Below are 23,480 nucleotides of genomic sequence, written 5' to 3' on the forward strand. Positions count from 1 at the left end.
CGCACCTAGCCTTATCCGCATCCCGCACCCGCCGGCAACGAAAGGAATCCAACCATGACCTCAAAAACCTACTACGCCCACTCCGCCGGAAACCTGCCCTACGAACATTGGCAGACGATGGAAAGCCACGCGCGCAATGTGGGCGGGATGGCGGCGGGCTTTGCCGCGTATTTCGGCGCGCAGGAAATTGCCCGCGCCACGGGGCTGCTGCACGACGTGGGCAAGTATTCGCCGCTGTTTGACAAACGTCTGCACGGCGACCCGAAGCGGGTGGACCATTCCACGGCGGGCGCGAAAATCGCGGTTGAACGCTGGGGCGTGCGGCTGGGCAAGATGATGGCGTTCTGCATTGCGGGGCACCATGCCGGGCTGGCAAACGGCGCAGGCGCGGGTGACGGGCGCGGCACTTTGCAGCAGCGGCTGGACTGGCAGTTTGGTGCGGATATTCCCAAGCTCGATGAAGTTTGGCGGCAGGAAATCGATTTGCCCGAAACGCTGCCTGCGCCGTCGGTGAAACCCGATGCTGGCGACCATCCGCATTTCACCTGCGCTTTTTTCATCCGTATGCTGTATTCCTGTTTGGTCGATGCCGATTTTCTCGACACCGAAGCCTTTTACGCCAAGCTGGAACAGCGCGAAACCGTGCGCGGCGGCCATCCCGATTTGGAGACGCTGCGGCCGGTTTTTTTTGATTTTATCAACGCGTTCAGACGGCGTGCCACCCAAGCCCCGAAGGAAACGGAAGAGCAGCAGCGCAATGCCGCACTGAACCGCCTGCGCGGCGAAATTCTGGATTATGCCGTGGCGCAGGCGCAGCAGGACACGGGGCTGTTCAGCCTCACCGTGCCCACCGGCGGCGGCAAAACCTTCACGTCGATGGCGTTCGCGCTGGAACACGCCAAGGCGCACGGTTTGCGCCGCGTGATTTATGTGATTCCGTTCACCAGCATCATCGAGCAGAACGCCGCCGAGTTTCGCAAAGCGTTTGGAGCGCTGGGCGAAGCGGCGGTGCTGGAACACCACAGCAGCTTCGACGATGCCAGGCTGCAAGGCGAAAACAGCAAAGACAAGCTGCGGCTGGCATCGGAAAACTGGGATATGCCCGTGGTGGTAACTACCGCCGTGCAGTTTTTCGAAAGCCTGTTTGCCGACCGCTCCTCGCGCTGCCGCAAGCTGCACAATATTTCAGGCAGCGTGATTATTCTCGACGAAGCGCAGCTGCTGCCGCTGAACCTGCTGCGCCCGATTATGCAGGCGGTAAAAGAGCTGGCGCGCAATTACGGCTGCTCGGTGGTGCTGTGCACCGCCACCCAGCCCGCCGTGCAGTCCGAACACGGTTTCTACAAAGGCCTGCAAAACGTACGCGAGCTGGCACCCAACCCGCCCGCGCTGTTTGACGCATTGCGCCGCACCAGCGTGCAGCACGTCGGCGTGCAAACCGATGCGGAGCTGCTGGGCATCCTGTCGCAGCACGAACAGATGCTCGTTATCGTGAACAACCGCCGCCACGCCCGCAGCCTGTATGACGCCGCCAAACATCTGGGCGGTGTGTGCCACCTGACCACGCTGATGTGCGCCGAACACCGCTCGCAGGTGCTGGACGAAATCCGCGCCAAACTGTTTTCAGGCTGCCCTTGCCGCGTGATTGCCACTTCTTTGATTGAGGCGGGCGTGGACGTGGATTTCCCGTTTGTGATGCGTGCCGAAGCGGGGCTGGATTCCGTTGCCCAAGCCGCAGGCCGCTGCAACCGCGAAGGCAAAAGGCCGTCTGAAAGCAGCTTGGTATGGATATTCGCACCAGAAGATAAATGGAAAGCCCCGCCTGAACTTGCCGCCCAAGCCGCCGTTATGCGCCTGACCGCTGACAGCTTTTCAGACGACCTCTTATCCACCCAAGCCGTTGCCGCCTACTTCGCCGAGCTTTATCAATTGAAAGGCAGTGAACTGGACAATAAAAAAATTCTGAAAATGCACAACGATACAGGGCAAAGCCTCGATTTCCCATTCCAAACCATCGCTGACAAGTTCCGTATGATCGAAAGCCATATGCAGCCGCTGATTATTCCGTTCGACGTTGATGCCGAAAACCTCATTAACAGCCTGCACCACACCGACCACATCGGCGGACTGCTACGCAAACTGCAACTCTACACCGTCCAAATTCCCGAAAAAGCCCTTGCCGCTTTGTATAAAGCAGGGCGTATCGAACCGATTAACGAGAAAAACCTCGGCAAACAATTTTATACGCTGATTGGGCTAGATTTGTATGATGAGGTGGCGGGGTTGAGTTGGGAGGATACAGAGTTTTTGAAGGGAGAGAGTTTGGTGTTTTAACTCGATCTCTATTTTTAACCTAAGAAAAGGAAACCGTTATGTTTATAAAAAGTATTTGTTTATCTAATTTTAAAGGGTTTATTGGTGAGAACCATCAGATTAACTTTAAGATTCCTGATGGTACTACGGCTGGTAGTGGTTTAAATATATTTGTTGGAGAGAACAACTCTGGTAAGTCATCTATTTTTGAGGCGGTGGATTTTTTACGAAACGGAATCAAAGGAGAAATTGATCGAATTATAAGCAAGAGTGAGGATAACACAGAAGACGTTCAAGCCTGCATTGAACTCACTTTTTTTGGTGATATTCAAAACTCAATTAATCACTTTGTTCAGTCTAATAAACAAGCCGTTTTTACCAGTTCAATCACAAGAAATAATGAGCTTAGAGCAAGAAGAAGTACATTAGATTGTAAACAATTAGATTTATGGAATGAAAATTCACAAGGATATTCCAACCCAAATGGCATTGATGCACCATTCAAAAAACTCTTTGAGACAAATTTTATCTGGGCAGATACAAATCCTAATGATGAGGCAACTTTTGGTTCGACAACTCTTTGTGGAATGTTATTAAAAGAAATTGCACAGGCTCACATTACAACTTCTGAATATAGGGAGTTCCAAGATAGTTTTAACAGTGTTTTTAATAATCCTGATTCAGAGTTACGTCAAAAAATTGCAGTCGTTGAACAGAAAGTTCAGCGTATTTTTACAGAACAGTTTGGACAAGCAGATATTCATTTTAGATTCGATGAACTAAAGATAGATTCATTTTTTAAAAGTGCATCTATCTTCATTGACGATGGCGTGGATATCCCGATGTCTGAAAAAGGTAATGGAATGCAGCGTTCAGTCGCATTAGCTTTACTTCAAGTCTATGCAGAAGAATTGGCACATGATGAAGAGCGAGGTCAAACTAAGCCGTTTTATTTGTTTATTGATGAACCTGAGCTTTGTTTACATCCAAAAGGGCAAACTAAATTACTTGAGGCGTTATTAGAAATTTCAAAAACGAAACAAGTATTTTTGACTACGCATTCCCCATATTTTTTGGTTACGCCACACTTAAGCAATGTCGGTCTGTTTATTTTTAGAAAGGACGGAATCAGCAATATTGTTGAAGATGCTTCATTGGAGCCAATGTTTCCTTGGAGTCCAACTTGGGGAGAGATTAATTTTAAAGCGTATAAATTGCCTACCGTGGAATTACATAATGAATTATATGGAAGATTACAAGATATGAATGGAAAATTTAGTGAGAGAGATTTTGAACAATGGATTAATGCTCAAGGAATCCAATTCAGTAAACATTGGGCTAGAGTAAATAGTGATGGCACGGTTAGACAACCATATCCAGTAAGTTTGCAAACATTTATCCGCAACCATATTCATCATCCTGAAAATCGACAAAATACACTTTATACAGAAGATGAACTTAAACAATCTATTGAGGAAATGATTAGATTGTTATAGTTGAAGGAGTAAAAAGTGCGGTCAATTCTTCCAACGTTTTTAAACGTCGTCTGAAACCGCACTTCCTAACCAAAAGGAGAACCAAATGAACCAAATCCGCCTACACGTTTGGGGCGATTATGCCTGTTTTACCCGTCCGGAGATGAAGGTGGAGCGGGTGTCTTATGATGTCATCACGCCGTCGGCGGCGCGCGGGATTTTGGCGGCGGTGCATTGGAAGCCGGCGATTCGGTGGGTGATTGACCGGATTTATGTGTTGAAGCCGATTCGGTTTGAGTCGGTGCGTCGCAATGAGTTGGGCGGCAAGATTTCGGCGGGTAAGGTCAGCGGCGCGATGAAGCGCAAGAGCGTTGCCGGTTTATATACGCTGATTGAAGACGACCGCCAGCAGCGCGCGGCGACGGTGCTTAAAGACGTGGCGTATGTAATTGAAGCCCATGCGGTGCTGACGCCAAAAGCGGGGGCGGATGAGACCGTTACCAAGCATATCGAGATGTTCAAACGCCGTGCGAAAAAGGGGCAATGTTTTCAGCAGCCTTGTTTGGGCGTGCGTGAATTTCCTGCCGATTTTGCGTTGATTGACGAGGGCGAGCCGCTGCCGCCGTCAGCGTTATCGGAAAGCGAGGCAAACCGCGATTTGGGCTGGATGCTGCACGATATTGATTTTGATCACGGCAACACGCCGCATTTTTTCCGCGCACAAATGAAAGACGGCGTGATTGATGTGCCGCCGTTTTACGCCGAGGAGGTGAAAGCATGATTCTAGCGTCCCTTGCCCGCTATTACCGCCGTTTGGCAGCAGAAACCGATGAAATGGGCAACCCGAAAGTGCCGCCTTATGGCTTTAGCGAGGAGAAAATCGGCTGGATTTTGGTGTTGGATAAAGAAGGCCGTCTGAAAACCGTTGTGCCGAATCTGACTGCCGATAAAAAGTCGCAGCCGAAGTTGATGAGCGTGCCGCGCCCTGAAAAACGCACGTCGGGTATCAAGCCGAATTTTTTGTGGGATAAAACCGCCTACGCGCTTGGCGTAGAAGCCAATAAAAACAAAGCCGAAGCGAAAGAAAAACCGTTTACGCCGTCTGAAAAAACCTTTGAAGCCTTCAAGCAATATCATCTCGATTTACTGCAAAACAGCGACGATGAAGGCTTGCAAGCCTTGTGCCGTTTTCTGCAAAACTGGCAGCCTGCACATTTTGCTACCGAAAATCTGCCAGCCGAAATGCTCGATGCCAACATCGCATTTTCTCTTGAAAAACCGACCGCACTTATCCATAAACGCGAAGCCGCGCAAAGCTTGTGGGCAGGCTGCTTGAAAAGCGACGAAGCACTTGAGGGCTTGTGCTTGATTAGCGGCGAAGAGTCGCCCATCGCGCGGCTGCATCCCGCCATCAAAGGCGTGTACGGCGGGCAGAGTTCGGGCGGCTCGATTATTTCCTTCAACCAAGAGGCGTTCGCCTCCTTCGGCAAAGAACAGGGCGCAAACGCCCCCGTATCCGAACAGGCCGCCTTTGCCTACACCACCGCGCTCAACTACCTGCTGCGCCGCGACAACGACCACTGCTTGAACATCGGCGATGCCAGCACCGTGTTTTGGGCGGAAGCCGCTACCGTTGAACAGGCGCAAGCGGCGGAAAATATGTTTTCCTGCGCCGTCAATCCGCCGGACACCCACGATTCGCCCGACGACGAGCAGGAAGCGCAAAAAGTCTTCTATATCCTTGAACAGGTTGCCAAAGGCCGCCCGCTGCACAAGGTTGCGCCCGAGCTTTCCCCCGACACCCGTTTCTATATTTTGGGCTTGGCACCCAATGCCGCGCGGATTTCCATCCGTTTCTGGCTCGACACTTCCTTCGGGCAGCTTGCCGCCCATCTGGCGCAGCACTGGCAGGATTTGGCACTTGAGCCCAAAGCGTGGAAGACGCCGCCTTCGGTTTGGCGGCTGCTGCTGGAAACCGCGGTGAAATTCAAAAACGGCGAAGGGCGGTACGACAAACCCAAGGCAGAAAACATCTTGCCCGTATTGGCAGGCGAAATGACCCGTGCCGTCATCAGCGGCACGCCCTATCCGCTGAGCCTGCTGTCGCAGCTGATTGCCCGCATCCGTGCCGACGGCGATGCCAACGGCCTGCGAATTGCCATGATTAAGGCCGTGTTGCAGCGGCGTTTCCGAAAAGGTTTGATTAACGAGGAGGTTCCGATGAGTTTGAATACCGAAAGCCCCAATACCGCGTATCAGCTGGGGCGGCTGTTTGCCGTGCTGGAACGCATCCAGTATCAGGCGTTGGGCGAATTGAACGCCGGTATTGCCGACCGCTACTACGGTTCGGCTTCCGCCGTGCCGTTTTCCGTGTTTCCCCGCCTGCTTGCCGGCGCGAAACACCACCTGTCGCGCCTGCGCAAAGACAAAGCGGGCATAGCCGTCAATCTCGACAAAGACTTGGGCGAAATCATCGGCAGGCTGCCTGAAACTTTCCCGCGCCACCTGAGCATCGAAGAGCAAGGCCGTTTTGCCATCGGCTACTACCAGCAGAAACAAAGCTATTTCGCCCCCAAGCAACCCGCAGAAACCGACGAAACCCAAGGAGAATAAAACCATGTCCATCCAAAACCGTTACGAATTTGTCTTCTTTTTCGACGTGAGCAACGGCAACCCCAACGGCGACCCCGACGCAGGCAATATGCCGCGCCTCGATCCCGAATCCAGCAAAGGGCTGGTAACCGATGTCTGCCTGAAACGCAAAATCCGCAACTTTATCGAAACCGCCTATCCCAACGAAGCAGGCTGCGAAATCTACGTCAAAGAAAAAAGCGTGCTCAACCTGCAAAACAAACGCGCCTACGAAGCGCTCGGCATCGAATCCGAAGCCAAAAAGCTGCCCAAAGACGAAGCCAAAGCGCGCGACATCACCGCGTGGATGTGCAAAAACTTCTTCGACATCCGCACCTTCGGCGCGGTAATGACCACCGAAGTCAACAGCGGACAAGTGCGTGGCCCCGTGCAACTTGCCTTCGCCCAATCCGCCGACCCCATCGTGCCGCTGGAAGTTTCCATCACCCGCATGGCGGTAACCAACGAAAAAGACTTGGAAAAAGAACGCACCATGGGGCGCAAATACATCGTCCCTTACGCGCTCTACCGCGTGCACGGCTTTGTTTCCGCCCACCTCGCCGCCAAAACCGGCTTCTCCGACGACGACCTGCAAAAACTCTGGCAGTCGCTGCAACTCATGTTCGAGCACGACCGCTCCGCCGCACGCGGCGAAATGGCCGCCCGCAAACTCATCGTATTCAAACACGACAGCGCACTCGGCAGCCAGCCCGCCCACAAACTGTTTGAAACCGTAACCGTCGAACGCATCAGCGGCGAGAGCGGCACCCCCGCTGCAGGCTACGGCGACTATCGCATCCATGTACCCGCCAAAGACAGCATCAGCGGCGTAGAAGTGCAGGAGCTGCTGTAACCATGCCGCCGAGGCCGTCTGAAAACAGCGGCATCCTGCCATTCGACAGCCGCCCCATCCCCCTCTCAGCCCTCCAGCACTACGCCTTCTGCCCGCGCCAGTGCGCCCTAATCCACAACGAACAGGCATGGGCGGAGAATTTCCTCACCGCACAGGGCAAAGCCTTGCACGAGCGCATCGATTCCGGCGAACCCGAAACCCGCAAAGGCATCCGCTTCGAGCGCAGCGTCCACGTATCCGCCGAACGGCTCGGCATCAGCGGCATCCTTGACATGGTGGAACACGATCTTGCCACAGGCAGCCTGAAACCCGTCGAATACAAACGCGGCCGCCCCAAACCCAACCGCGCCGACGAAATCCAACTCTGCGCCCAAGCCCTGTGCCTCGAAGAAATGAGCGGGCAGCGCATCAGCGAAGGCGCACTGTGGTACGGACAAACCCGCCACCGCGCGCCCGTCGTCTTTTCAGACGGCCTCAGGGCAGAAACCCTGAACACCATCGCCGCCGTGCGCCGTCTGCTCGACAGCGGCACCACCCCGCCGCCCGCCTACGGCAAACACTGCCAAGCCTGCTCGCTGCTCGACCTCTGCCAGCCCAAACTGCTGGCAAAAGACCGCTCCCGCCGCTACGCTGCCGCCTTATTCGCCGCCGACGATGAAGACGGAACGGCGGATATGGGAGAGCACGTAGGTCGGGCATTCATGCCCGACAAACACGGATAAATTTAAAAACGTCGGGCATGAGTGCCCAACCTACAAACTAGGTTTTCCATGCCCGATTTGGTTTTCAGGCTGCCTACCGTGTTTTTAGACGACCTTTTATTTAAACTTGCAAACACGCCGTCTAAAAAGCAGCCTGAAACATCCAAAAGGCAGCCTGAAAAGCACGGAAGCCTGAAACCGCCGAAAGCCCACATCGCCGTCATTCCCGCGCAGGCGGGAATCCTGTCCGAATCCCTGCACTTGGCGGATAAACCAACCCCGCCGAAGCCGCCAACAAGATTCCCGCCTGCGCGGGAATGACGAAAGAGCAGAGGCAACCTGAAAAGATTCAATGTCGTCTGAAAGGCAACCCAAAACATCAAAATGGCTACCTGAAAAAGCACGACTACCTGAAAAACCTGCCCCCACCCCGTCCGAAAGAAAACCGCCATGCGCAAACTGCAAAACACGCTCTACATCACCACGCAGGGCAGCTATCTGCACAAAGAGCGCGAAACGCTGGTGGTGGAGCGCGGCGGGCAAAAAGCCGCCCAACTGCCGGTGCACGCCATCGGCCATATTTTCTGTTTCGGCAACGTGCTGGTGTCGCCGTTTCTAATGGGCTTTTGCGGCGAAAACGGCGTCAATCTGGCATTTTTTAGCGAAAACGGCCGCTATCTCGGTCGGCTGCAAGGGCGGCAAAGCGGCAACATCCTACTGCGGCGCGCCCAGTACCGGCAGTCTGAAAACCACCCCGTCCCCGTCACCCGCAACATTATTGCTGCCAAAATCCAGGCATCCAAGCGCGTGCTGCAACGCTACATCCGCAACCGTGATGACGAAGACGGCGCGGTGCGCGAAGCCGTTGCCGCCCTAAACGGCAGCCTGCGCCAACTGAAACAAGCGGACAAGCTCGACACAGTACGCGGCATCGAAGGCGACGCAGCGGCACGCTATTTCGCCGTGTTCGGACGGCTGGTCAACGCCAAAAGCGGTTTTGTCTTTGCCGGACGCAACCGCCGCCCGCCGCGCGACCCCGTTAACGCCCTGCTCTCGCTGCTGTACAGCGTCATCGGCAAAGAAATCAGCGGCGCGCTGCAAAGCGTGGGACTCGACCCGCAGGCGGGCTTTCTGCACGCCGACCGCCCTGGGCGCGATAGCCTGGCGCAGGACATTTTGGAAGAGTTCCGCGCCTGGCAGGCCGACCGCCTCGCCCTCAGCCTGATTAACCGCAGCCAGCTCAAACCGCAGGACTTCGTTACCGAAAGCAGCGGCGCGGTCAGCCTGAAAGCCGAAGCGCGCAAAGTGCTGTTCCAAGCCCTGCAAGCGAAAAAACAGGAAAAAATCGTCCACCCGTTTTTGCAGGAAGAAGTGGAAATCGGACTGCTGCCGCACATCCAAGCCATGCTGCTCGCCCGCCACCTGCGCGGCGACTTGGCGGAATACCCCGCGTTTCTGATGCGCTGAATGCCCCGCAAACCGTTTTTCAGGCTGCCTTTCCGAGTACCAAACCGTTTTCCAGGCTGCCCAAGGGAGAACAACCATGCTGATGCTGATTACCTATGACATCTCGCTGCAAGACCCCGAAGGCGCATCGCGGCTGCGGCGCGTAGCACAATACTGCCTCGACTACGGCGTGCGCGTACAATATTCCGTATTCGAATGCGATATCGCACCCGACCAATGGGTGAAACTGAAAGCCAAACTGCTCGCCACCTACAACCCTGCAACCGACAGCCTGCGCTTCTACCACCTGGGCAGCAAATGGCGGCGCAAAGTAGAACACCACGGCGCGAAACCCGCCCCCGACGTGTTCCGCGACACCCTCATCGTATAAATCGCCAACCTGCGGCACACATCCAAACCCCCGCAGGTTGGCGATTGCATTTTGTTCTTTAACAATCAGGAAATTAACGGGGCGGAAAAAGCAAACCAAGGCTGTGCCATACTCGTCCCACAGTCTTTCCCCGCAGCTTGGCGAAACAGAGGCGTGAAAGCCTTTGCGGATGCGGGCTGCGGGAGGGGCTGCAGCCGCCTTCGGGCGGCTGTGTGTTGAAACTCCACTTCGAGGGAAGTCTTTTCAGAGCCACTTAGCAGCCGCCTTCGGGCGGCTGTGTGTTGAAACACAATGGCGATTGATGCCCTTGAACAAAACCGCGCAGCCGCCTTCGGGCGGCTGTGTGTTGAAACCGCCAGTTTTGCTGCTTGGGCAGCCTGAAACTGCGCAGCCGCCTTCGGGCGGCTGTGTGTTGAAACATTGGTTCAGGGCTTTCTGAATATCGGCAGGGAGCAGCCGCCTTCGGGCGGCTGTGTGTTGAAACACATTCGCCAATGCCAACCACTTTCTCGTGGCCGGCAGCCGCCTTCGGGCGGCTGTGTGTTGAAACAAATACTCTTTCAGTCGTTCCATTTTGGCATCTCGCAGCCGCCTTCGGGCGGCTGTGTGTTGAAACCGATGTGAAAGGCGCGGTTTTGTATTGCGACCCGCGCAGCCGCCTTCGGGCGGCTGTGTGTTGAAACCAGTAGTACATCTCGGCTTCGCTTAATGGCATGGGCAGCCACCTTCGGGCGGCTATATGTTGAAACGTTTCCTTAATTTAGTAAGATAGTAAGAGACTATCCTAGATAACTCAGGAAACTCTGTTTAAGTTAGAATTTTCCTTATGAGAAAAATTGGCAATTTGGGCTTGGGCTGGAACCGGCAATGGGGCAGCGGGCATAATCTGACCACTGCGCTGCATGACAGCGTGCAAAAGCGCAAGTATCGCGGGGCGGATTTTTTCAATATCAAGCGCAGCGAGGAAGAGTATTTCACGCGCTTGTCGCTGTCGCATAAAAAACTGGCATGGCGCGGGTTTGAGCCGCGTTTGAATTGGAGGTGGTCGCACGTGGACAGCAACCATTTTTATTATAAATACGACAACCATCGGGTGTTTTTGGATGTGTCCAAGCAGTTTAAATAGGGCGTGAACGGATAGGCAGCCTGAAAACGTGTTGAAGCGTTTTCAGGCTGCCTTTTTGTGTTCACGCGAGATTAGTGATGGATTAGTGATGCCCGCACCCGCCCTTATGCTTTTGCTCTTCCAGCACATCATGCGCCTGCATATCGGCGTGGTATGAACTGCGCACCATGGCGCCGATTGCGGCGTTGGTAAAGCCCATGGCGTAGGCTTCTTTTTCAAACTGTTTGAACTGCTCGGGGGTAACGTATCGCAGCACGGGCAAATGGCTGTTGGATGGCTGCAAATATTGCCCCACGGTAATCATCTCAATATTGTTGGCACGCATATCGCGCATGATTTCGCGGATTTCGTCGTCGGTTTCGCCCAAGCCCACCATGATGCCCGATTTGGTGGGGATGTGCGGCATCATTTCGCGGTAGCGGCGCAACAGTTCCAGCGAGTGTTTGTAGTCCGCCCCCGGGCGCGCTTGTTTATAAAGGCGGGGGTGGGTTTCCAGATTGTGGTTCATCACATCGGGCGGGTTTTTCGCCAGAATGTCCAATGCGATGTCTAGGCGGCCGCGAAAATCGGGCACCAGAATTTCAATTTTGGTGTTGGGGCTGGTTTTGCGGATTTCGTTGATGCAGTCGGCAAAATGCTGTGCGCCGCCGTCGCGCAAATCGTCCCTGTCCACCGAGGTAATCACCACATAGCGCAAGCCCATGGCGGCAACGGATTCGGCGAGGTTTTTCGGCTCGTCTTTGTCCAACTCATTGGGGCGACCGTGTCCCACGTCGCAGAACGGGCAGCGGCGGGTGCAGATGTCGCCCATAATCATAAAGGTGGCGGTACCGTAGCTGAAACATTCGCCGATGTTGGGGCAGCTGGCTTCTTCGCACACGGTGTGCATTTTTTGCGTGCGCAGAATGTCTTTAATTTCAAAGAATTTTTTGCCTGTGGGGATTTTGGCTTTAATCCAAGCGGGTTTTTTGATTTTTTCTTCCAGCGGAACGACTTTGATGGGGATGCGGGCGGTTTTGCTTGCACCTTTGTGTTTCACGCCTTTGGCGTTGTCTAGCGGGTTGGTGGTTTCGGTGGACATGGCTCTGCTTTCTGTGTGGGTGGCGTTTTCAGGCTGCCTGAAAACAGGGAATGAAGGATTTTGTTGTCGTGAAAGGGGTTGCGGCTGGGTAAACCTGTTTTCAGGCTGCCTTAAACCAAAAGCGGCGATTATAAACCTTTTCGCATGATGCGTTGCGCCAGCGTGTTGGAGAGGCGGTTGAGCCAATAGAGCAGCTTGGTTTTGCCGCCCATGATTTCGTAGCGGTTGCGTTGGAAATCGCACCAGAATTCGTTTGCCAATTCGTCGGGCGAGATTTTGAGGTGAGCGTGCCCTTTGCCTTGCGACATGGGCGTGGCGACCATCGGCGGCATCAGTTCAAACACGCGCACGGGGCTGTTTTCCAGCTGCCAGCGCAGGGTTTGGCTGAAACTGTGCAGCGCGGCTTTGCTGGCGCAATACACGGCGCAGGTTTCTTTGGGCACAATCGCCAAGCCCGAGGACACATTGACCACGGCGGCTTCGCGCTGCGCGGTCAAAATCGGCAGAAAGGCGAGCGTGAGCTGGGCGGGGGCGGTGAGGTTGATGTTGATTTCTTGGGCGATTTGGTCTGCCGTTTGCGTGGCAAAAGGCTGGGTGAACTGCACGCCTGCGTTGTTCACCAAAATGCTGACATCGGGAAACTCGCGCACAAGGCGCGCGCGGTCGGTTTCTTGCGATACATCGGCAACGGCAATCAGGCAGCCTGAAAGCTGGTCGGCGGCTTGGCGCAAGGCTTCTTCGCGCCTGCCCACGAGTATCACGCGGTTGCCCGCGCTGTGGAATTTTTTGGCCAGCGCAAAGCCGATGCCGGTTGCGCCGCCGGTGATAAGGACGGTGTGGTTAGTGGGGGTCATGGTTTTTGATGCGTGTGTGGACGGGGTGGATGAAGCGTGAGGGCTGGGGGGGTGTTTTTTCAGGCTGCCTCAATCGTTAAGCCAGCTCGCGCACCAAATGCGCCGCCAATTTCTCCGCCACTTCGCCACAGCTTGGGCAGGGCTGCACAAAGTCGGCAATCTGCGCCATTTCCAGCCCTGCATAGCCGCAGGGGTTGATTTGGTGGAACGGCTCTAAATCCATGTTCACATTCAACGCCAAGCCGTGATACACCGAGCCGTTTTTAATCCGCAGCCCAAGCGAAGCGATTTTGCGCGCGCCCACATACACCCCAGGGCGGTCGGGGTCGTTGGCGGAGGCGATGCCGTATTCGGCAAGGGTGGCGATGATGGCGTTTTCCAGCGCGGAAACGATGGCGCGCACGCTGGTTTTGCGGCGTTTGAAGTCTATCATGGTGTACACGACCACTTGCCCCGGCCCGTGGTAGGTAATTTGCCCGCCGCGGTCAATCTGCACCACGGGGATGCTGCCTGAAAACAGCAAATGCTCGGGCTTGCCCGCCAAGCCTTGTGTGAACACGGGGGGGTGTTCCACCAGCCAAAGTTCGTCTTCGGTATCGGGCGTGCGGTGGTCGTTAAATTGTTTCATGGCTTCAAACGTGGGGGCGTAGTCCACCATGCCTAGATTCTTGATTTTCATATTTCAGGCTGCCTACTAAAAGAGATTTAGTACACCACTTTCACCATCGGATGCGAGGTTACGGCGCGATAAATGTTGTCCAGATGCTCTTGGTTTTCGGCATACACGGTTACGGTTGCGCCCAGATAGTTGCCTTTGGAGCTGGGGCGGATTTTGACGTGCTCTTCGGTGGTGTCCGGCGCGTGTTGCTGGATGGTTTTTAGGATTTCGCTGGCAAAATCGGGGTGGGCTGCGCCCATGATTTTGAGGTCAAAGTGGGTGGGGAAGGCGATAAGGGGTTTTTGTTCGGTCATGGTGGATGTCTTTCTTGGATGTTGAATAATGGAATGGCTTTACGGTTTTCAGGCTGCCTTGTGATACAGATAAGGCAGCCTGAAAACGATGTTTACCTGCTAGGGCAAAATCAATGCCATAAACAAATTGCTGCTGCCGCGTTGCACCAGCAAGGGGATGTTTTTGCCTGCGCTGCTGATGGCGGCGTTAAAGTCTTCTTGGCTGTGCACTTCTTTGCCCGCCACTTCCAGCAAAATGTCGCCACGGCGCAAGCCTGCGTTGGCGGCGATGCCTTTCACATTGCTCACCACAATATTGCCGTTGCTGTTCACAATCAGCGTTAGGCCTGCGGCGGCAAATTGGAAATCGTCCACATTATCGCCGCGGTCGTTGCTTTGGCGTTCGGATTTGGCGGCGATGTCGTTTTGCGTGCCGAGCTTAATTTCTACATCCAGCATCTGCCCTTTGCGCCACACGCCCAGTTTTACGGTTTGGTTGGGTTTGAGCGAGCTGATGGTCATCGGCAAATCGCTGGATGAGCGCACTTCGTTGCCGTTCACGCTGCGAATAATATCGCCCACTTTTAAGCCGCCGCGTTCTGCAGGGCTGCCTGCCAGCACTTTGGCAACCAGCGCGCCTGTGGCTTTGTCTAGCCCAAAGGTTTTGGCTAAATCGTAGCTCACTTCTTGAATCACCACGCCCAACTGCCCGCGCGACACCTTGCCGGTGGCTTTAAGCTGGTCGGCAACGTTCATGGCAACGTTAATCGGAATGGCGAACGAGATGCCCATAAAGCCACCGCTGCGGCTGTAAATTTGCGAATTGATGCCGACCACTTGCCCTTTGAGGTTAAACAAAGGCCCGCCTGAATTACCTGGATTGATGGCAACGTCGGTTTGGATAAACGGCATATAGCCATCATCGGGCAGGGTGCGGTTTTTGGCGGACACGATGCCCGAGGTAACGCTGTTTTCAAAGCCAAACGGTGCGCCAATAGCCGCCACCCATTCGCCTGATCTCAGCTCGTCGGGGTTGCCGATTTTGACGGTGGGCAGGTTTTTGGCTTCAATTTTGAGCAGGGCAACGTCGGATTTTTCGTCTTGCCCGATGAGTTTGGCAGGGTATTGGCGTTTGTCGTTTAGGGTTACTTTGATGTTGGTCATGCCCTTGATGACGTGGGTGTTGGTGAGGATGTAGCCATCGGGGCTGATGATGAAGCCCGAGCCGAAGTTGGCGCTGGTGGCGTTGTCGTCTTCGGAAAAGTCGGGGGCGTTGGGGGTGAGCCGTTTAAAAAATTCCATAAATGGGTCTTCGTTGCCGTTGTTGTCGTCTTCATCGCGTTCGCGCGAGGCTTGGATATTAACGACTGCGCCGCCTTCGCGGGCAACCAGTTGGGCAAAATCGGGCAGCATCATGCCCACTGTGCCATCGGCTTTGGGCGGCTCGGTTTGTTTGATGATGCTGGGCGGCTCGGATGCGGCGGGGGGAGTGGGTGTGTTGTCGCCGCAGGCGGCAAGGGCGAGGGCGGCGAGGATGGGTAGGGAGAGAAGAGATTTGTTCATTTTTAAGGTGTCCTTTTAGGCTTTTCAGGCTGCCTTGGGATATTTGATTGATGGGGATGGGCGTGCGATAAGCGGTGGCGGCGTTATCGCGTTGGTGCTATATGGGGAAACTCGCCGCAAAATCAACCGAGTGAGAATAATGTTTTGCCGTGTTGTTTGAGCCATGCTTGGGCGGCGGGGCTTTGCGGGTGGTGTTGGCGCACCAGCTGCCAGAAGGCGCGGCTGTGGTTGGGATGGCGCAGGTGACAAAGCTCGTGGACGCACACATAATCCTGCACGCTTTCGGGGGCGCAAATCAACCGCCAGTTGAGCTTGATGCCCGTGCGCGCGCGGCATACGCCCCAAAAGGTTTTGGCGTGGGTGAGGCTGATGGCGGCGGGGATGAGTTGCAGGCGTTGGCTGTGGGCGGCAAACTTGGGCAGCAGGGTGGCATCGGCAGCCTGAAACAGGTGTTGGCGCAGCAAATCGCGTTGCTCGGCGGGGTTGGATTGCTGCGGCAGCCTGAAAAGGCGTTGACGGTCGCAGCGTTCTATTTGGGCGACGGGGGCGGGGCGCAGGGCGTAGGGTTCGCCTGTAAACAGGATGCTGGGCGGCAGGGTTTCAGGCTGCCCTGCCAGCGCGGCGGGGGCTTGTTGCAGGATGCGGATAAGCGTGGCTTCGTTGTCGCGCAGCCAGTTTTGCAGTTGGGCGGGGCTGAACCATTTGGGGATGCTGAGGTTGAGGCTGCTGGCATCGCGGGCGCGGATGATGATGTTGCGTTGGGTGTTGCGTTTGATGTGCAGGGCGACGGGGGCGTGGTTGGCTAGGGTGTGGATTTGAATCATGGGTTGGGTGGGTAAGGGCAGCCTGAAAACGGGGGCGGGGTATTTCTTGTTTTCAGGCTGCCTTATTCGTTTCAGGTTGATACTGTTGTCAAACCTGCAACGATTGAACATCAAAGGCTCGCCGACATCGTTCTGAGCAGCAAAGCCCTGTTGAATAACACATTTGGCGACGAGCTATCGCCAATTTTCAGGCTGCCTGTTTGGGCTTCACATTGGAAATTTCTGCCTGACGCGCTTCAATCCAATCTTCGCAAAGCTGCATCAAATCGGCTTCGCTTTCGGCGGCTTGGTAGGAAATTGGCTCGCCGATTACCACTTGAATCACCCCTGGTTTTTTCCAGATGGCGTTTTTCGCCCAAAATTCGCCGCTGTTGAGCGCAACGGGCACGATGTCCATTTCAAACAGTTTTGCCATGCGCGCGCCGCCCAGTTTGTAGCGCCCGCGTTCGCCTGCCGGCACGCGCGTGCCCTCGGGAAAGATGACAATCCACAAGCCTTGCTGTTTGCGCTTTAAGCCTTGTTCGGACAGCATCCGCATGGCATCTGCGCCTGCTTTGCGGTCAATGCCGATGGCGCCGCCCAGTTTCAGCGCCCAGCCGAAAAAGGGGATGCGGAACAATTCTTTCTTTAAAACATAGGTTTGCAAGGGGAAGATTTGTTGCAGGGCGAAGGTTTCCCAGCCGCTTTGGTGTTTGGAGCAGATGATGGCGGGCGCAGCGGGGATGTTTTCTCTGCCACGCACTTCGTAGCGCAGCCCGACAATGTGTTCTAGCACCCACAACAATAGCGCTGTCCACGCTTTGCCCACGCGGTTCACGCCTTTGGGGAACGGCGCGGCAAGCACGGCGCAGAGAAACATAATGGGGAGGGTGAGGGCGAGGACGATGTAGTAGATGATGTTTTTTAGGTAAATCATGGGGTGGTCTTTTTCAGGCTGCCTTGTGGTTATTCGTATTCTTGCCAAATTTCGCGTAATTTGGCTGCTTGATGCTTGCGGTGTTGGCGATGGACGATTTGGTTGGAACGCCAGATGTTTTTGTTGGAGGTGGCGCGGTTCATAATTTGCACGAGCTGCAAGCCTTGCTCTGGGTGTTTGCGGCTGATGGTTAAGCGCGGCGATTTGGTTTGCGTGCCTACGCGCCAGTTGCGGATGCGTTTGCAGGCGAGGATTTTTTCGGCTTGGATGCGCAGTTGCGCGTTGTAATCCCATTGCTGCGCGGGGTTAAGCGGCGGCAAGCCGAGGCGGGAAAGCGCGACGTAGGTGTTGAAATCTTTGACCAGCAAAAAATCGTAGAACTTGGGGAAATAGTGCTTTGCCAAGGCTAACACGGCTTGCTTTTCGGCTTCGCTTAGCTTGTTGTTTTCCAAAATGGAGCGGTAGAGCGCGAGCGGGTTGAAGTCGGCGTATCGGGCGTGTTGCGGGATGATTTGGCGGTATTGGGCTAGGGTTAGGGTGTTGAAGGGGCGGTTGAGTTTCATGGTGATGGTTATGTTGAATGGTGTTTCAGGCTGCCTTTTGGGGTTTCAGGCTGCCTTAACGGATTTATACGTTGAATGTTGTTTCAGGCTGCCTCTATTAGCAGGCGGGTGTCGGCGAGCCGCCGACGTTCCATTTTCGCTACGCTGAACTGGTTTTCAGGCTACCTTTTGGGCTTCATTTCGCCAAATGGCGTTTTCAGGCTGCCTTTGGCGCATAACAAGGGCGACAAACCTGTTTGCGCTCACAACCCGTCGCCCATGCCGTTAGCAATATCGCGCACGGCGGTTACATACATTCGGCTGTGGTTGTAGTGCCACACGGTGTAGAAGTTGTTAAGCCCGATGTAGTATTGGTATTGGTTGGGCGCGGTTTCCAAGCGGTAGAGCAGAGCGGGTTCGCTGTCGGCAACGCTGCCCAAGGGTTGTACGCCCATTTGGCGCAGTTGCCCAACGGTGTGGTTGAGCGCGGTTTTTTCGTTGAGCAGGGCTTGGATTTGCGGGGTTTCTTGGGCAACGTTTGCGCCAATCAGCATGGGTTTGCCCGTTTGCCAGCCGTGTTGTTTCATGTAATTGGCAACGGAGGCGGCTACATCGGGCACGCTGCTCCAAATGTTGCGCTGGCGGTCGCCGTCAAAATCCACGGCGTATTGGCGAAAGCTGGACGGCATAAACTGCGGCATGCCCATCGCGCCGGCGAAGCTGCCTGTGAAGCTGAACGGGTCGCGGTTTTCCTGACGGGCAAGTTGCAAAAATTCGCCTAATTCTTTTTGGAAAAACGCGCCACGGCGGGGGTAATCAAACGCCAGCGTGGCGAGTGAATCGGCAACGCGGATGCTGCCTGAATTTTTGCCGTATTGGGTTTCTATGCCGATGATGGCAACGATTAACTCGGCGGGCACGCCGTATTGCTGCGCGGCGCGGTCGATGGCGGCGCGGTTTTGCGCGTAGAACGCTCGCCCTGCGCTGATTTTCAGGCTGCCTGAATTGTTGGCAGCAAATTTGTACCACGGCTGGGTGGTAGCGGGGCGGTTCATGGTGTTGATGAGGTTGCCGCGATAGTTTACTTGGGCGAAAAAGTTGTTCAGATAATCCAGCGGTAAGCCGTTGTGTTGGTGTTGATATTGGATAAAGGCTTGCACGTTGGGGTTGGCAAGAAAGCCTGTTTGGGCTACGGGCGCGGCGGCTTGGTTGAAAAATGGCGGCTCGGCTGCGGCTTGGCGGTTGTTCAGCATTTCCATCAGCGGGTCTTGCGCGGGTTTGGCGGGCAGCTCGGCTTCGGGCGGCGCGCTGGTGCAGGCGGCGAGCAGCGTGGCAAGGGCTAGGGCGGCAAGGGCTTTGATGTGGGGCATGGCGTGTAAACGGGGGTTAATTTGACGGGTGCGAGTTTAACAAATTATGGCGGGTTGGGTATGGTTTTAAAATGTAAACGGGCGGTGATTTTCAGGCTGCCTAAAATATGATTTTGCTTTATAATCAGATTTGTATTTTGCTAATCTGTGTTAAGCTACGTTTATAAACGGCGGGCGCAATGCTGTTTAGAACAATAGTTTTAATTTACAAAAATAAAAGGAAATCAACCATGAACCAAGCTGTAAAACCGAAAAAACCTACCCTGTCGCGCAAGGAAAAAGAAGCGCAGCGCGGCGTGCGCCAATGCTCTTTCCGCTTGAAAGTGGAAACGATTGAGAAACTGGATAAGCTGGCGGCGGAAACGGGGCTTTCGCGCACGGCGGTGTTGGAATGGTTGGTAACCAACGGTTTATGATGCAGATGGATTTTCAGGCTGCCTTTGATGACGCGCGATGCGGATTGAAAGGCAGCCTGAAAATTGCGCCGGCGGTTGAACGCGCCGCCTTGTTGTCCTTTGCCGCGTGCCGGTCTATTGCGCCGATAAACCGTTTTCAGGCTGCCCAATCTTCCGTGCGCATTGGTTTATAATTTCCCTTTCACACACACAAGGAAACGCCATGCAATTGCCTGTTATCCAACCCGAATATACCCCATATCTGTTTGATTTTGAAAAAACGCTGCTGCAAAACCACAGCAAAATAGAAGCATGGTTTCGCAGCCAATGGAAGCAACACCGCCCGCCGTTTTACGGCTCTGTGGACATCCGCAACGCGGGCTACAAAATGGCTTCCATTGATATGAATTTGTTTCCCGGTGGCTTCAATAATCTGAACCCCAATTTTATCCCGTTGAGCACCATTGCCGCGCAAGATGCGGTGGAACGCGCCTGCGAAAGCGCGAAATCGGTGCTGCTGATTCCCGAAAACCACACGCGCAACACCTTTTATTTGCAAAATGTGTACGCGCTGGCGGGCATTTTGCGCGATGCGGGCTTTGAAGTGCGCATCGGCAGCCTGAATCCCGAAATCACCGCGCCCACCGCGCTAGAAACCGCGCAGGGCAACACCATCACGCTGGAACCCTTGCAACGCACGCGCGATCGCGTTCACTTGGCGGACGGTTTTTCGCCTTGCTTTATTTTGCTTAACAACGATTTATCCGCAGGCGTGCCTGAGATTTTGCAAGGCATCAGCCAAACCGTGTTGCCTCCGCTGCATGGCGGCTGGACCACGCGGCGCAAAACCGCCCACTTTGCCGCGTATAACCAAGTTGCCGCCGAGTTTGCCGCGCTGCTGGGGCTGGATGAATGGCAAATTAACCCCTATTTTGAGCAAGTGAGCGGGCTGGATTTCCAAGAACGCGAGGGCGAAGACGCGCTGGCGGCGGCGGTGGAGCGCGTGTTAGCCAAAACCCAAGCCAAATATGCCGAAAAAGGCATCCGCGACAAGCCGTTTGTGATTGTGAAAGCCGATGCCGGCACATATGGCATGGGCGTGATGAGCGTGAAATCTGCCGACGAGGTGCGCAGCCTGAACCGCAAAAACCGCAACAAAATGGCGAAAATCAAAGAAGGCTTGGAAGTGAGCGAAGTGATTGTGCAGGAAGGGATTTATACCTACGAAACGCTGGGCGGCGCGGTATCTGAGCCTGTGGTTTACATGATGGACCGTTTTGTGATTGGCGGCTTTTTCCGTGTGCACGAAGGGCGCGGCAACGATGAAAACCTAAACGCAGGCGGCATGGTGTTTGTGCCGCTGGATGAGAGTATTCCCAGCGCAGGCAGCGCATCGGACGCGGCAACCGAGGAGCATTGCAAGCGCGTGTTTGAGCAATGGGACGAGCTGGGCATTCCGCGCCCCAATCCCGACTGCCCCGATTGCGCGGGCAACCGCCTGTATGTTTACGGTGTGATGGCAAGATTGTCGCTGTTGGCGGCGGCGATTGAGCTGGAGCAGTAAAGCAAAACGCGGCAGCAACAGATGAAAGGCAGCCTGAAAATGGGGAATGGTTTTCAGGCTGCCTCAACCTTATAACTTACAAACCAAAGGAACCCCCATGCCCCCAAAAATCCCCACCCACCTATTCACAGGCTTTCTTGGCACAGGCAAAACCAGCGCCATCCGTAGTTTAATCGCGCAAAAACCGCAACACGAGCAATGGCTGATTATCGTTAACGAGTTTGGCGAAATTGGCATAGACGGCGCGGTGTTGGCAGAAAACGGCATCCCTGTTGCCGAAATATCAGGCGGCTGCTTGTGTTGCAGCGCGGGCGCGCAAATGGACAGCACTATCCGCGCCATGCTGAAAAAAAACACGCCGCAGCGCATTTTGATTGAAGCCAGCGGACTGGCTCACGCCGCAGGCATCATTGACGAATTGCGCGCGCCCGAATTTGCCGACACGCTAGACATCGCCGCCGTGTTCACGCTGATAGACCCGCGCCAGTTTATTGACGACAACTACGCGCAAAACCCGCTCTATCGCGACCAAATCAGCGTTGCCGATGTGTTGGTTGCCAGCAAATTAGACCTTTGCACCAGCGAGCAAATCGCCGCCTTTCGCGCCAAAGCCGCCCAGTTGTTCCCACCCAAATCGCTGGTTGCCGAAGTGCAAAACGCTGAGCTGGACATCGCATGGCTGGCGACCCCCACCGCCGAAAAATCGCGCTACCGCATCCAAGCCCTGCCTGAAAACACGCTTGGCTACCAATCGCAAGGCTACACCTTCCCCGCAGGGCGCGATTTTGATGGCGAAAAACTCATCCAATTTTTTAACGACTTGCCGCAGTTTACGCAAGGCTTGGTGCGTGCCAAAGGCGTGTTTCAAGTGTTGGGCACATGGGTTTGGCTCAATTGGACAGACGGGCAATGGGGTGCCAACCAAATCGCATGGCGGCGCGACAGCCGCTTTGAGCTGATTGCCCAAGCCTTTGATGCCGACGAGATTGAGCGCAGGTTAAACGACGCGCTGGAAGCCGAATAACATTAAGGCAGCCTGAAACGGCGTTTCGTGTAGCCAAAAGCGTTTTTCGCTGCGGTTTGAACTCCGCTGAAACCCGTTTTCAGGCTGCCTTTTGTTGCGCACGATAGGCAGCCTGAAAATCCTTTTCCCCATTTTCGCGCGTAACGCCGCGCACCACTTTCCCCTAGCCCCACCACCCATGAACGACAGCCAACTTTTGCGATACAGCCGCCACATCCTGCTCAACGAAATCAGCATCGAAGGACAGCAAAAACTGCTCAACGCCACCGCGCTGGTGGTCGGCTGCGGCGGTTTGGGCGCGGCTGCCTTGCCCTATCTTGCCGCCGCAGGCATCGGCACGCTCATCATTGCCGACCACGACCGCGTGGACGAAACCAATTTGCAACGCCAAATTAGCTACCGCGAGCAAGACATCGGCAGCCTGAAAACCGAAGCCATGCAGCAATTTTTGCAGCAGCAAAATTCAGCCTGCCGCATAGAAACGCACGGCAAACTAGATGCAGCTGCGTTAGCAGAGCTTGCGCCGCGCTGCGATGTGATACTGGATTGCAGCGACAATTTCACCACGCGCCAAGCGATTAACGCCGCCGCCGTTGCCGCGAAAAAGCCGCTGGTGTCGGGCGCGGCAGTGCGCTTTGATGGACAGCTCGCCGTTTACCGCCCCGACCTTGCCGATACGCCTTGCTATGCCTGCCTGTTCCCGCCCGACACGCCCAGCCCCGATGCCGCCTGCGCCACGTTTGGCATTTTTGCGCCGCTGGTGGGCATCATCGGCGCGATGCAAGCCGCCGAAGCGTTGAAAATCATCATCGGCTTGCCCAGCGAACACGGCGTGTTGAAGTGCTACAACGCGCTCAGCGGCGCATGGCAGGCGTTTAAAATCCAAAAAAATTCAGGCTGCGCGGTGTGTAGGGCAGCCTGAAAAACGAACGGGGATTGTTTGTTGGCAGCCGTCGCCATAAGCCGTGAAACGTTGTTTTGACGGCGAACCGATGTCGTGTTTTGTTGACTGAGCACGAATTGCAAATCGCCTTGCCATTAGGCATTCGCGCAAGCAAAAAATATTAGGACGAGTTAAAAGACATCGGCGCAAACCAAGGCAGCCTGAAAATCGGTCATACGGTTTTCAGGCTGCCTTTGGTTTTGGGGGTAATGGTGTGGCAACATCCGTTTGCGTTTCGTGGGCTTGCGTCTTTACTGCGCTGAGCGGTTTTGCATTCACCGCCGCATTCCTTGCGACATTCGGTTTTCAGGCTGCCTTGGCGCATGGCAGATTTGTTGCCAGCGCAGGCGTTTCGCCGCCTACCACGAGCAGGGGCAAGCCCCTGCACCCCGCGCGGTTTGCCATTCAGGCTGCCCCAACATCCCGCCCGCGTTTAGGCAGCCTGAAAGCTAAGATGGCACGGCGAGTGTTCGCTATCAAATGACGTAGATGTGGAGTGGCGACGGCTCGTTGCCAG

Annotated in this window: 25 protein-coding genes and 1 CRISPR repeat array; of the genes, 16 read left to right on the top strand and 9 right to left on the bottom strand. The window is 54.9% G+C overall.

Annotated elements, in window-relative coordinates:
• The first annotated feature begins 54 nt into the window (after window positions 1–54).
• From H3L93_RS01455 to H3L93_RS01500, 10 genes are all read left to right on the top strand, one after another.
• Window positions 55–2,334, top strand: coding sequence for a CRISPR-associated helicase/endonuclease Cas3 (locus H3L93_RS01455; protein ID WP_003797752.1), 2,280 nt, complete (start codon window positions 55–57; stop codon window positions 2,332–2,334).
• A 38-nt stretch (window positions 2,335–2,372) separates the two neighbouring features.
• Window positions 2,373–3,809, top strand: a complete 1,437-nt coding sequence (locus H3L93_RS01460) for an ATP-dependent nuclease (RefSeq protein ID WP_003797749.1) — start codon at window positions 2,373–2,375, stop codon at window positions 3,807–3,809.
• Between the two features lie 85 nt (window positions 3,810–3,894).
• Entirely contained in the window at window positions 3,895–4,569 is a 675-nt protein-coding gene (cas5c, locus tag H3L93_RS01465; RefSeq protein ID WP_003797748.1) for a type I-C CRISPR-associated protein Cas5c, read from the top strand.
• Complete coding sequence (gene cas8c, locus H3L93_RS01470; RefSeq protein WP_003797746.1) at window positions 4,566–6,401, top strand: type I-C CRISPR-associated protein Cas8c/Csd1; 1,836 nt, start codon at window positions 4,566–4,568, stop codon at window positions 6,399–6,401. The genes cas5c and cas8c overlap by 4 nt, the downstream gene beginning before the upstream one ends.
• A gap of 4 nt (window positions 6,402–6,405) precedes the next feature.
• Window positions 6,406–7,272 (top strand): type I-C CRISPR-associated protein Cas7/Csd2, encoded by an 867-nt coding sequence (gene cas7c, locus H3L93_RS01475; protein WP_003797744.1) that lies wholly within the window; start codon window positions 6,406–6,408, stop codon window positions 7,270–7,272.
• 2 nt (window positions 7,273–7,274) lie between these two features.
• The gene (cas4, locus tag H3L93_RS01480) at window positions 7,275–7,994 is read left to right on the top strand and encodes a CRISPR-associated protein Cas4 (RefSeq protein WP_003797742.1); all 720 of its coding nucleotides are present in this window, start codon (window positions 7,275–7,277) and stop codon (window positions 7,992–7,994) included.
• A 21-nt stretch (window positions 7,995–8,015) separates the two neighbouring features.
• Window positions 8,016–8,294 (top strand): hypothetical protein, encoded by a 279-nt coding sequence (locus H3L93_RS01485; RefSeq protein ID WP_155803190.1) that lies wholly within the window; start codon window positions 8,016–8,018, stop codon window positions 8,292–8,294.
• A 129-nt stretch (window positions 8,295–8,423) separates the two neighbouring features.
• Window positions 8,424–9,440: a type I-C CRISPR-associated endonuclease Cas1c gene (gene cas1c, locus H3L93_RS01490; RefSeq protein WP_003797738.1), complete on the top strand. Its 1,017-nt coding sequence runs from the start codon at window positions 8,424–8,426 to the stop codon at window positions 9,438–9,440.
• Between the two features lie 76 nt (window positions 9,441–9,516).
• Entirely contained in the window at window positions 9,517–9,810 is a 294-nt protein-coding gene (gene cas2 / locus H3L93_RS01495) for a CRISPR-associated endonuclease Cas2 (protein ID WP_003797736.1), read from the top strand.
• A gap of 190 nt (window positions 9,811–10,000) precedes the next feature.
• A CRISPR array of direct repeats spans window positions 10,001–10,559; the repeat unit is 32 nt; unit sequence GCAGCCGCCTTCGGGCGGCTGTGTGTTGAAAC.
• 77 nt (window positions 10,560–10,636) lie between these two features.
• Window positions 10,637–10,936: a surface lipoprotein assembly modifier gene (locus H3L93_RS01500; protein WP_003797731.1), complete on the top strand. Its 300-nt coding sequence runs from the start codon at window positions 10,637–10,639 to the stop codon at window positions 10,934–10,936.
• Window positions 10,937–11,018: 82 nt separating this feature from the next.
• Here the strand turns inward: H3L93_RS01500 and lipA are convergent, their stop codons facing one another.
• From lipA to mltB, 9 genes are all read right to left on the bottom strand, one after another.
• Window positions 11,019–12,017 carry a lipoyl synthase gene (lipA, locus tag H3L93_RS01505; protein ID WP_003797728.1) on the bottom strand — a complete coding sequence of 333 codons (999 nt, stop codon included), beginning with the start codon at window positions 12,015–12,017 and terminating at the stop codon, window positions 11,019–11,021.
• Window positions 12,018–12,145: 128 nt separating this feature from the next.
• Window positions 12,146–12,871 (bottom strand): SDR family oxidoreductase, encoded by a 726-nt coding sequence (locus tag H3L93_RS01510; RefSeq protein WP_003797727.1) that lies wholly within the window; start codon window positions 12,869–12,871, stop codon window positions 12,146–12,148.
• A 76-nt stretch (window positions 12,872–12,947) separates the two neighbouring features.
• Window positions 12,948–13,550 carry a lipoyl(octanoyl) transferase LipB gene (lipB, locus tag H3L93_RS01515; RefSeq protein WP_003797725.1) on the bottom strand — a complete coding sequence of 201 codons (603 nt, stop codon included), beginning with the start codon at window positions 13,548–13,550 and terminating at the stop codon, window positions 12,948–12,950.
• A 26-nt stretch (window positions 13,551–13,576) separates the two neighbouring features.
• Complete coding sequence (locus H3L93_RS01520) at window positions 13,577–13,843, bottom strand: YbeD family protein (protein ID WP_003797724.1); 267 nt, start codon at window positions 13,841–13,843, stop codon at window positions 13,577–13,579.
• A gap of 99 nt (window positions 13,844–13,942) precedes the next feature.
• Window positions 13,943–15,385: a DegQ family serine endoprotease gene (locus H3L93_RS01525; protein WP_003797722.1), complete on the bottom strand. Its 1,443-nt coding sequence runs from the start codon at window positions 15,383–15,385 to the stop codon at window positions 13,943–13,945.
• A 122-nt stretch (window positions 15,386–15,507) separates the two neighbouring features.
• Window positions 15,508–16,320, bottom strand: coding sequence for a M48 family metallopeptidase (locus tag H3L93_RS01530; protein WP_003797721.1), 813 nt, complete (start codon window positions 16,318–16,320; stop codon window positions 15,508–15,510).
• A 76-nt stretch (window positions 16,321–16,396) separates the two neighbouring features.
• The gene (locus H3L93_RS01535) at window positions 16,397–17,125 is read right to left on the bottom strand and encodes a lysophospholipid acyltransferase family protein (protein ID WP_003797719.1); all 729 of its coding nucleotides are present in this window, start codon (window positions 17,123–17,125) and stop codon (window positions 16,397–16,399) included.
• Between the two features lie 29 nt (window positions 17,126–17,154).
• Window positions 17,155–17,688: a hypothetical protein gene (locus H3L93_RS01540; RefSeq protein WP_003797718.1), complete on the bottom strand. Its 534-nt coding sequence runs from the start codon at window positions 17,686–17,688 to the stop codon at window positions 17,155–17,157.
• Between the two features lie 242 nt (window positions 17,689–17,930).
• Window positions 17,931–19,037: a lytic murein transglycosylase B gene (mltB, locus tag H3L93_RS01545; RefSeq protein WP_003797714.1), complete on the bottom strand. Its 1,107-nt coding sequence runs from the start codon at window positions 19,035–19,037 to the stop codon at window positions 17,931–17,933.
• Between the two features lie 230 nt (window positions 19,038–19,267).
• Here mltB and H3L93_RS01550 point away from each other — a divergent pair, with 230 nt between their 5' ends.
• The 6 genes from H3L93_RS01550 to H3L93_RS01575 all read left to right on the top strand — a co-directional run bounded on the left by H3L93_RS01550 (window position 19,268) and on the right by H3L93_RS01575 (window position 23,416).
• Window positions 19,268–19,453 (top strand): ribbon-helix-helix protein, CopG family, encoded by a 186-nt coding sequence (locus tag H3L93_RS01550; protein ID WP_040558801.1) that lies wholly within the window; start codon window positions 19,268–19,270, stop codon window positions 19,451–19,453.
• On the top strand, window positions 19,429–19,626 hold the full coding sequence (locus H3L93_RS01555; protein WP_155803189.1) for a hypothetical protein: 198 nt from the start codon (window positions 19,429–19,431) through the stop codon (window positions 19,624–19,626). Before H3L93_RS01550 ends, H3L93_RS01555 begins: the two co-directional genes overlap by 25 nt.
• A gap of 29 nt (window positions 19,627–19,655) precedes the next feature.
• Window positions 19,656–20,996, top strand: coding sequence for a glutamate--cysteine ligase (gshA, locus tag H3L93_RS01560; RefSeq protein WP_003797709.1), 1,341 nt, complete (start codon window positions 19,656–19,658; stop codon window positions 20,994–20,996).
• Window positions 20,997–21,093: 97 nt separating this feature from the next.
• Window positions 21,094–22,020, top strand: coding sequence for a CobW family GTP-binding protein (locus H3L93_RS01565; protein ID WP_040558799.1), 927 nt, complete (start codon window positions 21,094–21,096; stop codon window positions 22,018–22,020).
• 178 nt (window positions 22,021–22,198) lie between these two features.
• Window positions 22,199–22,942 carry a HesA/MoeB/ThiF family protein gene (locus H3L93_RS01570; RefSeq protein ID WP_003797703.1) on the top strand — a complete coding sequence of 248 codons (744 nt, stop codon included), beginning with the start codon at window positions 22,199–22,201 and terminating at the stop codon, window positions 22,940–22,942.
• Window positions 22,943–23,191: 249 nt separating this feature from the next.
• Window positions 23,192–23,416: a hypothetical protein gene (locus H3L93_RS01575; protein WP_155803188.1), complete on the top strand. Its 225-nt coding sequence runs from the start codon at window positions 23,192–23,194 to the stop codon at window positions 23,414–23,416.
• Window positions 23,417–23,480: the final 64 nt, after the last annotated feature.

This window comes from Kingella oralis (genome assembly GCF_014054985.1).
In the GTDB taxonomy this organism is placed as follows: Bacteria; Pseudomonadota; Gammaproteobacteria; order Burkholderiales; family Neisseriaceae; genus Kingella_B; species Kingella_B oralis.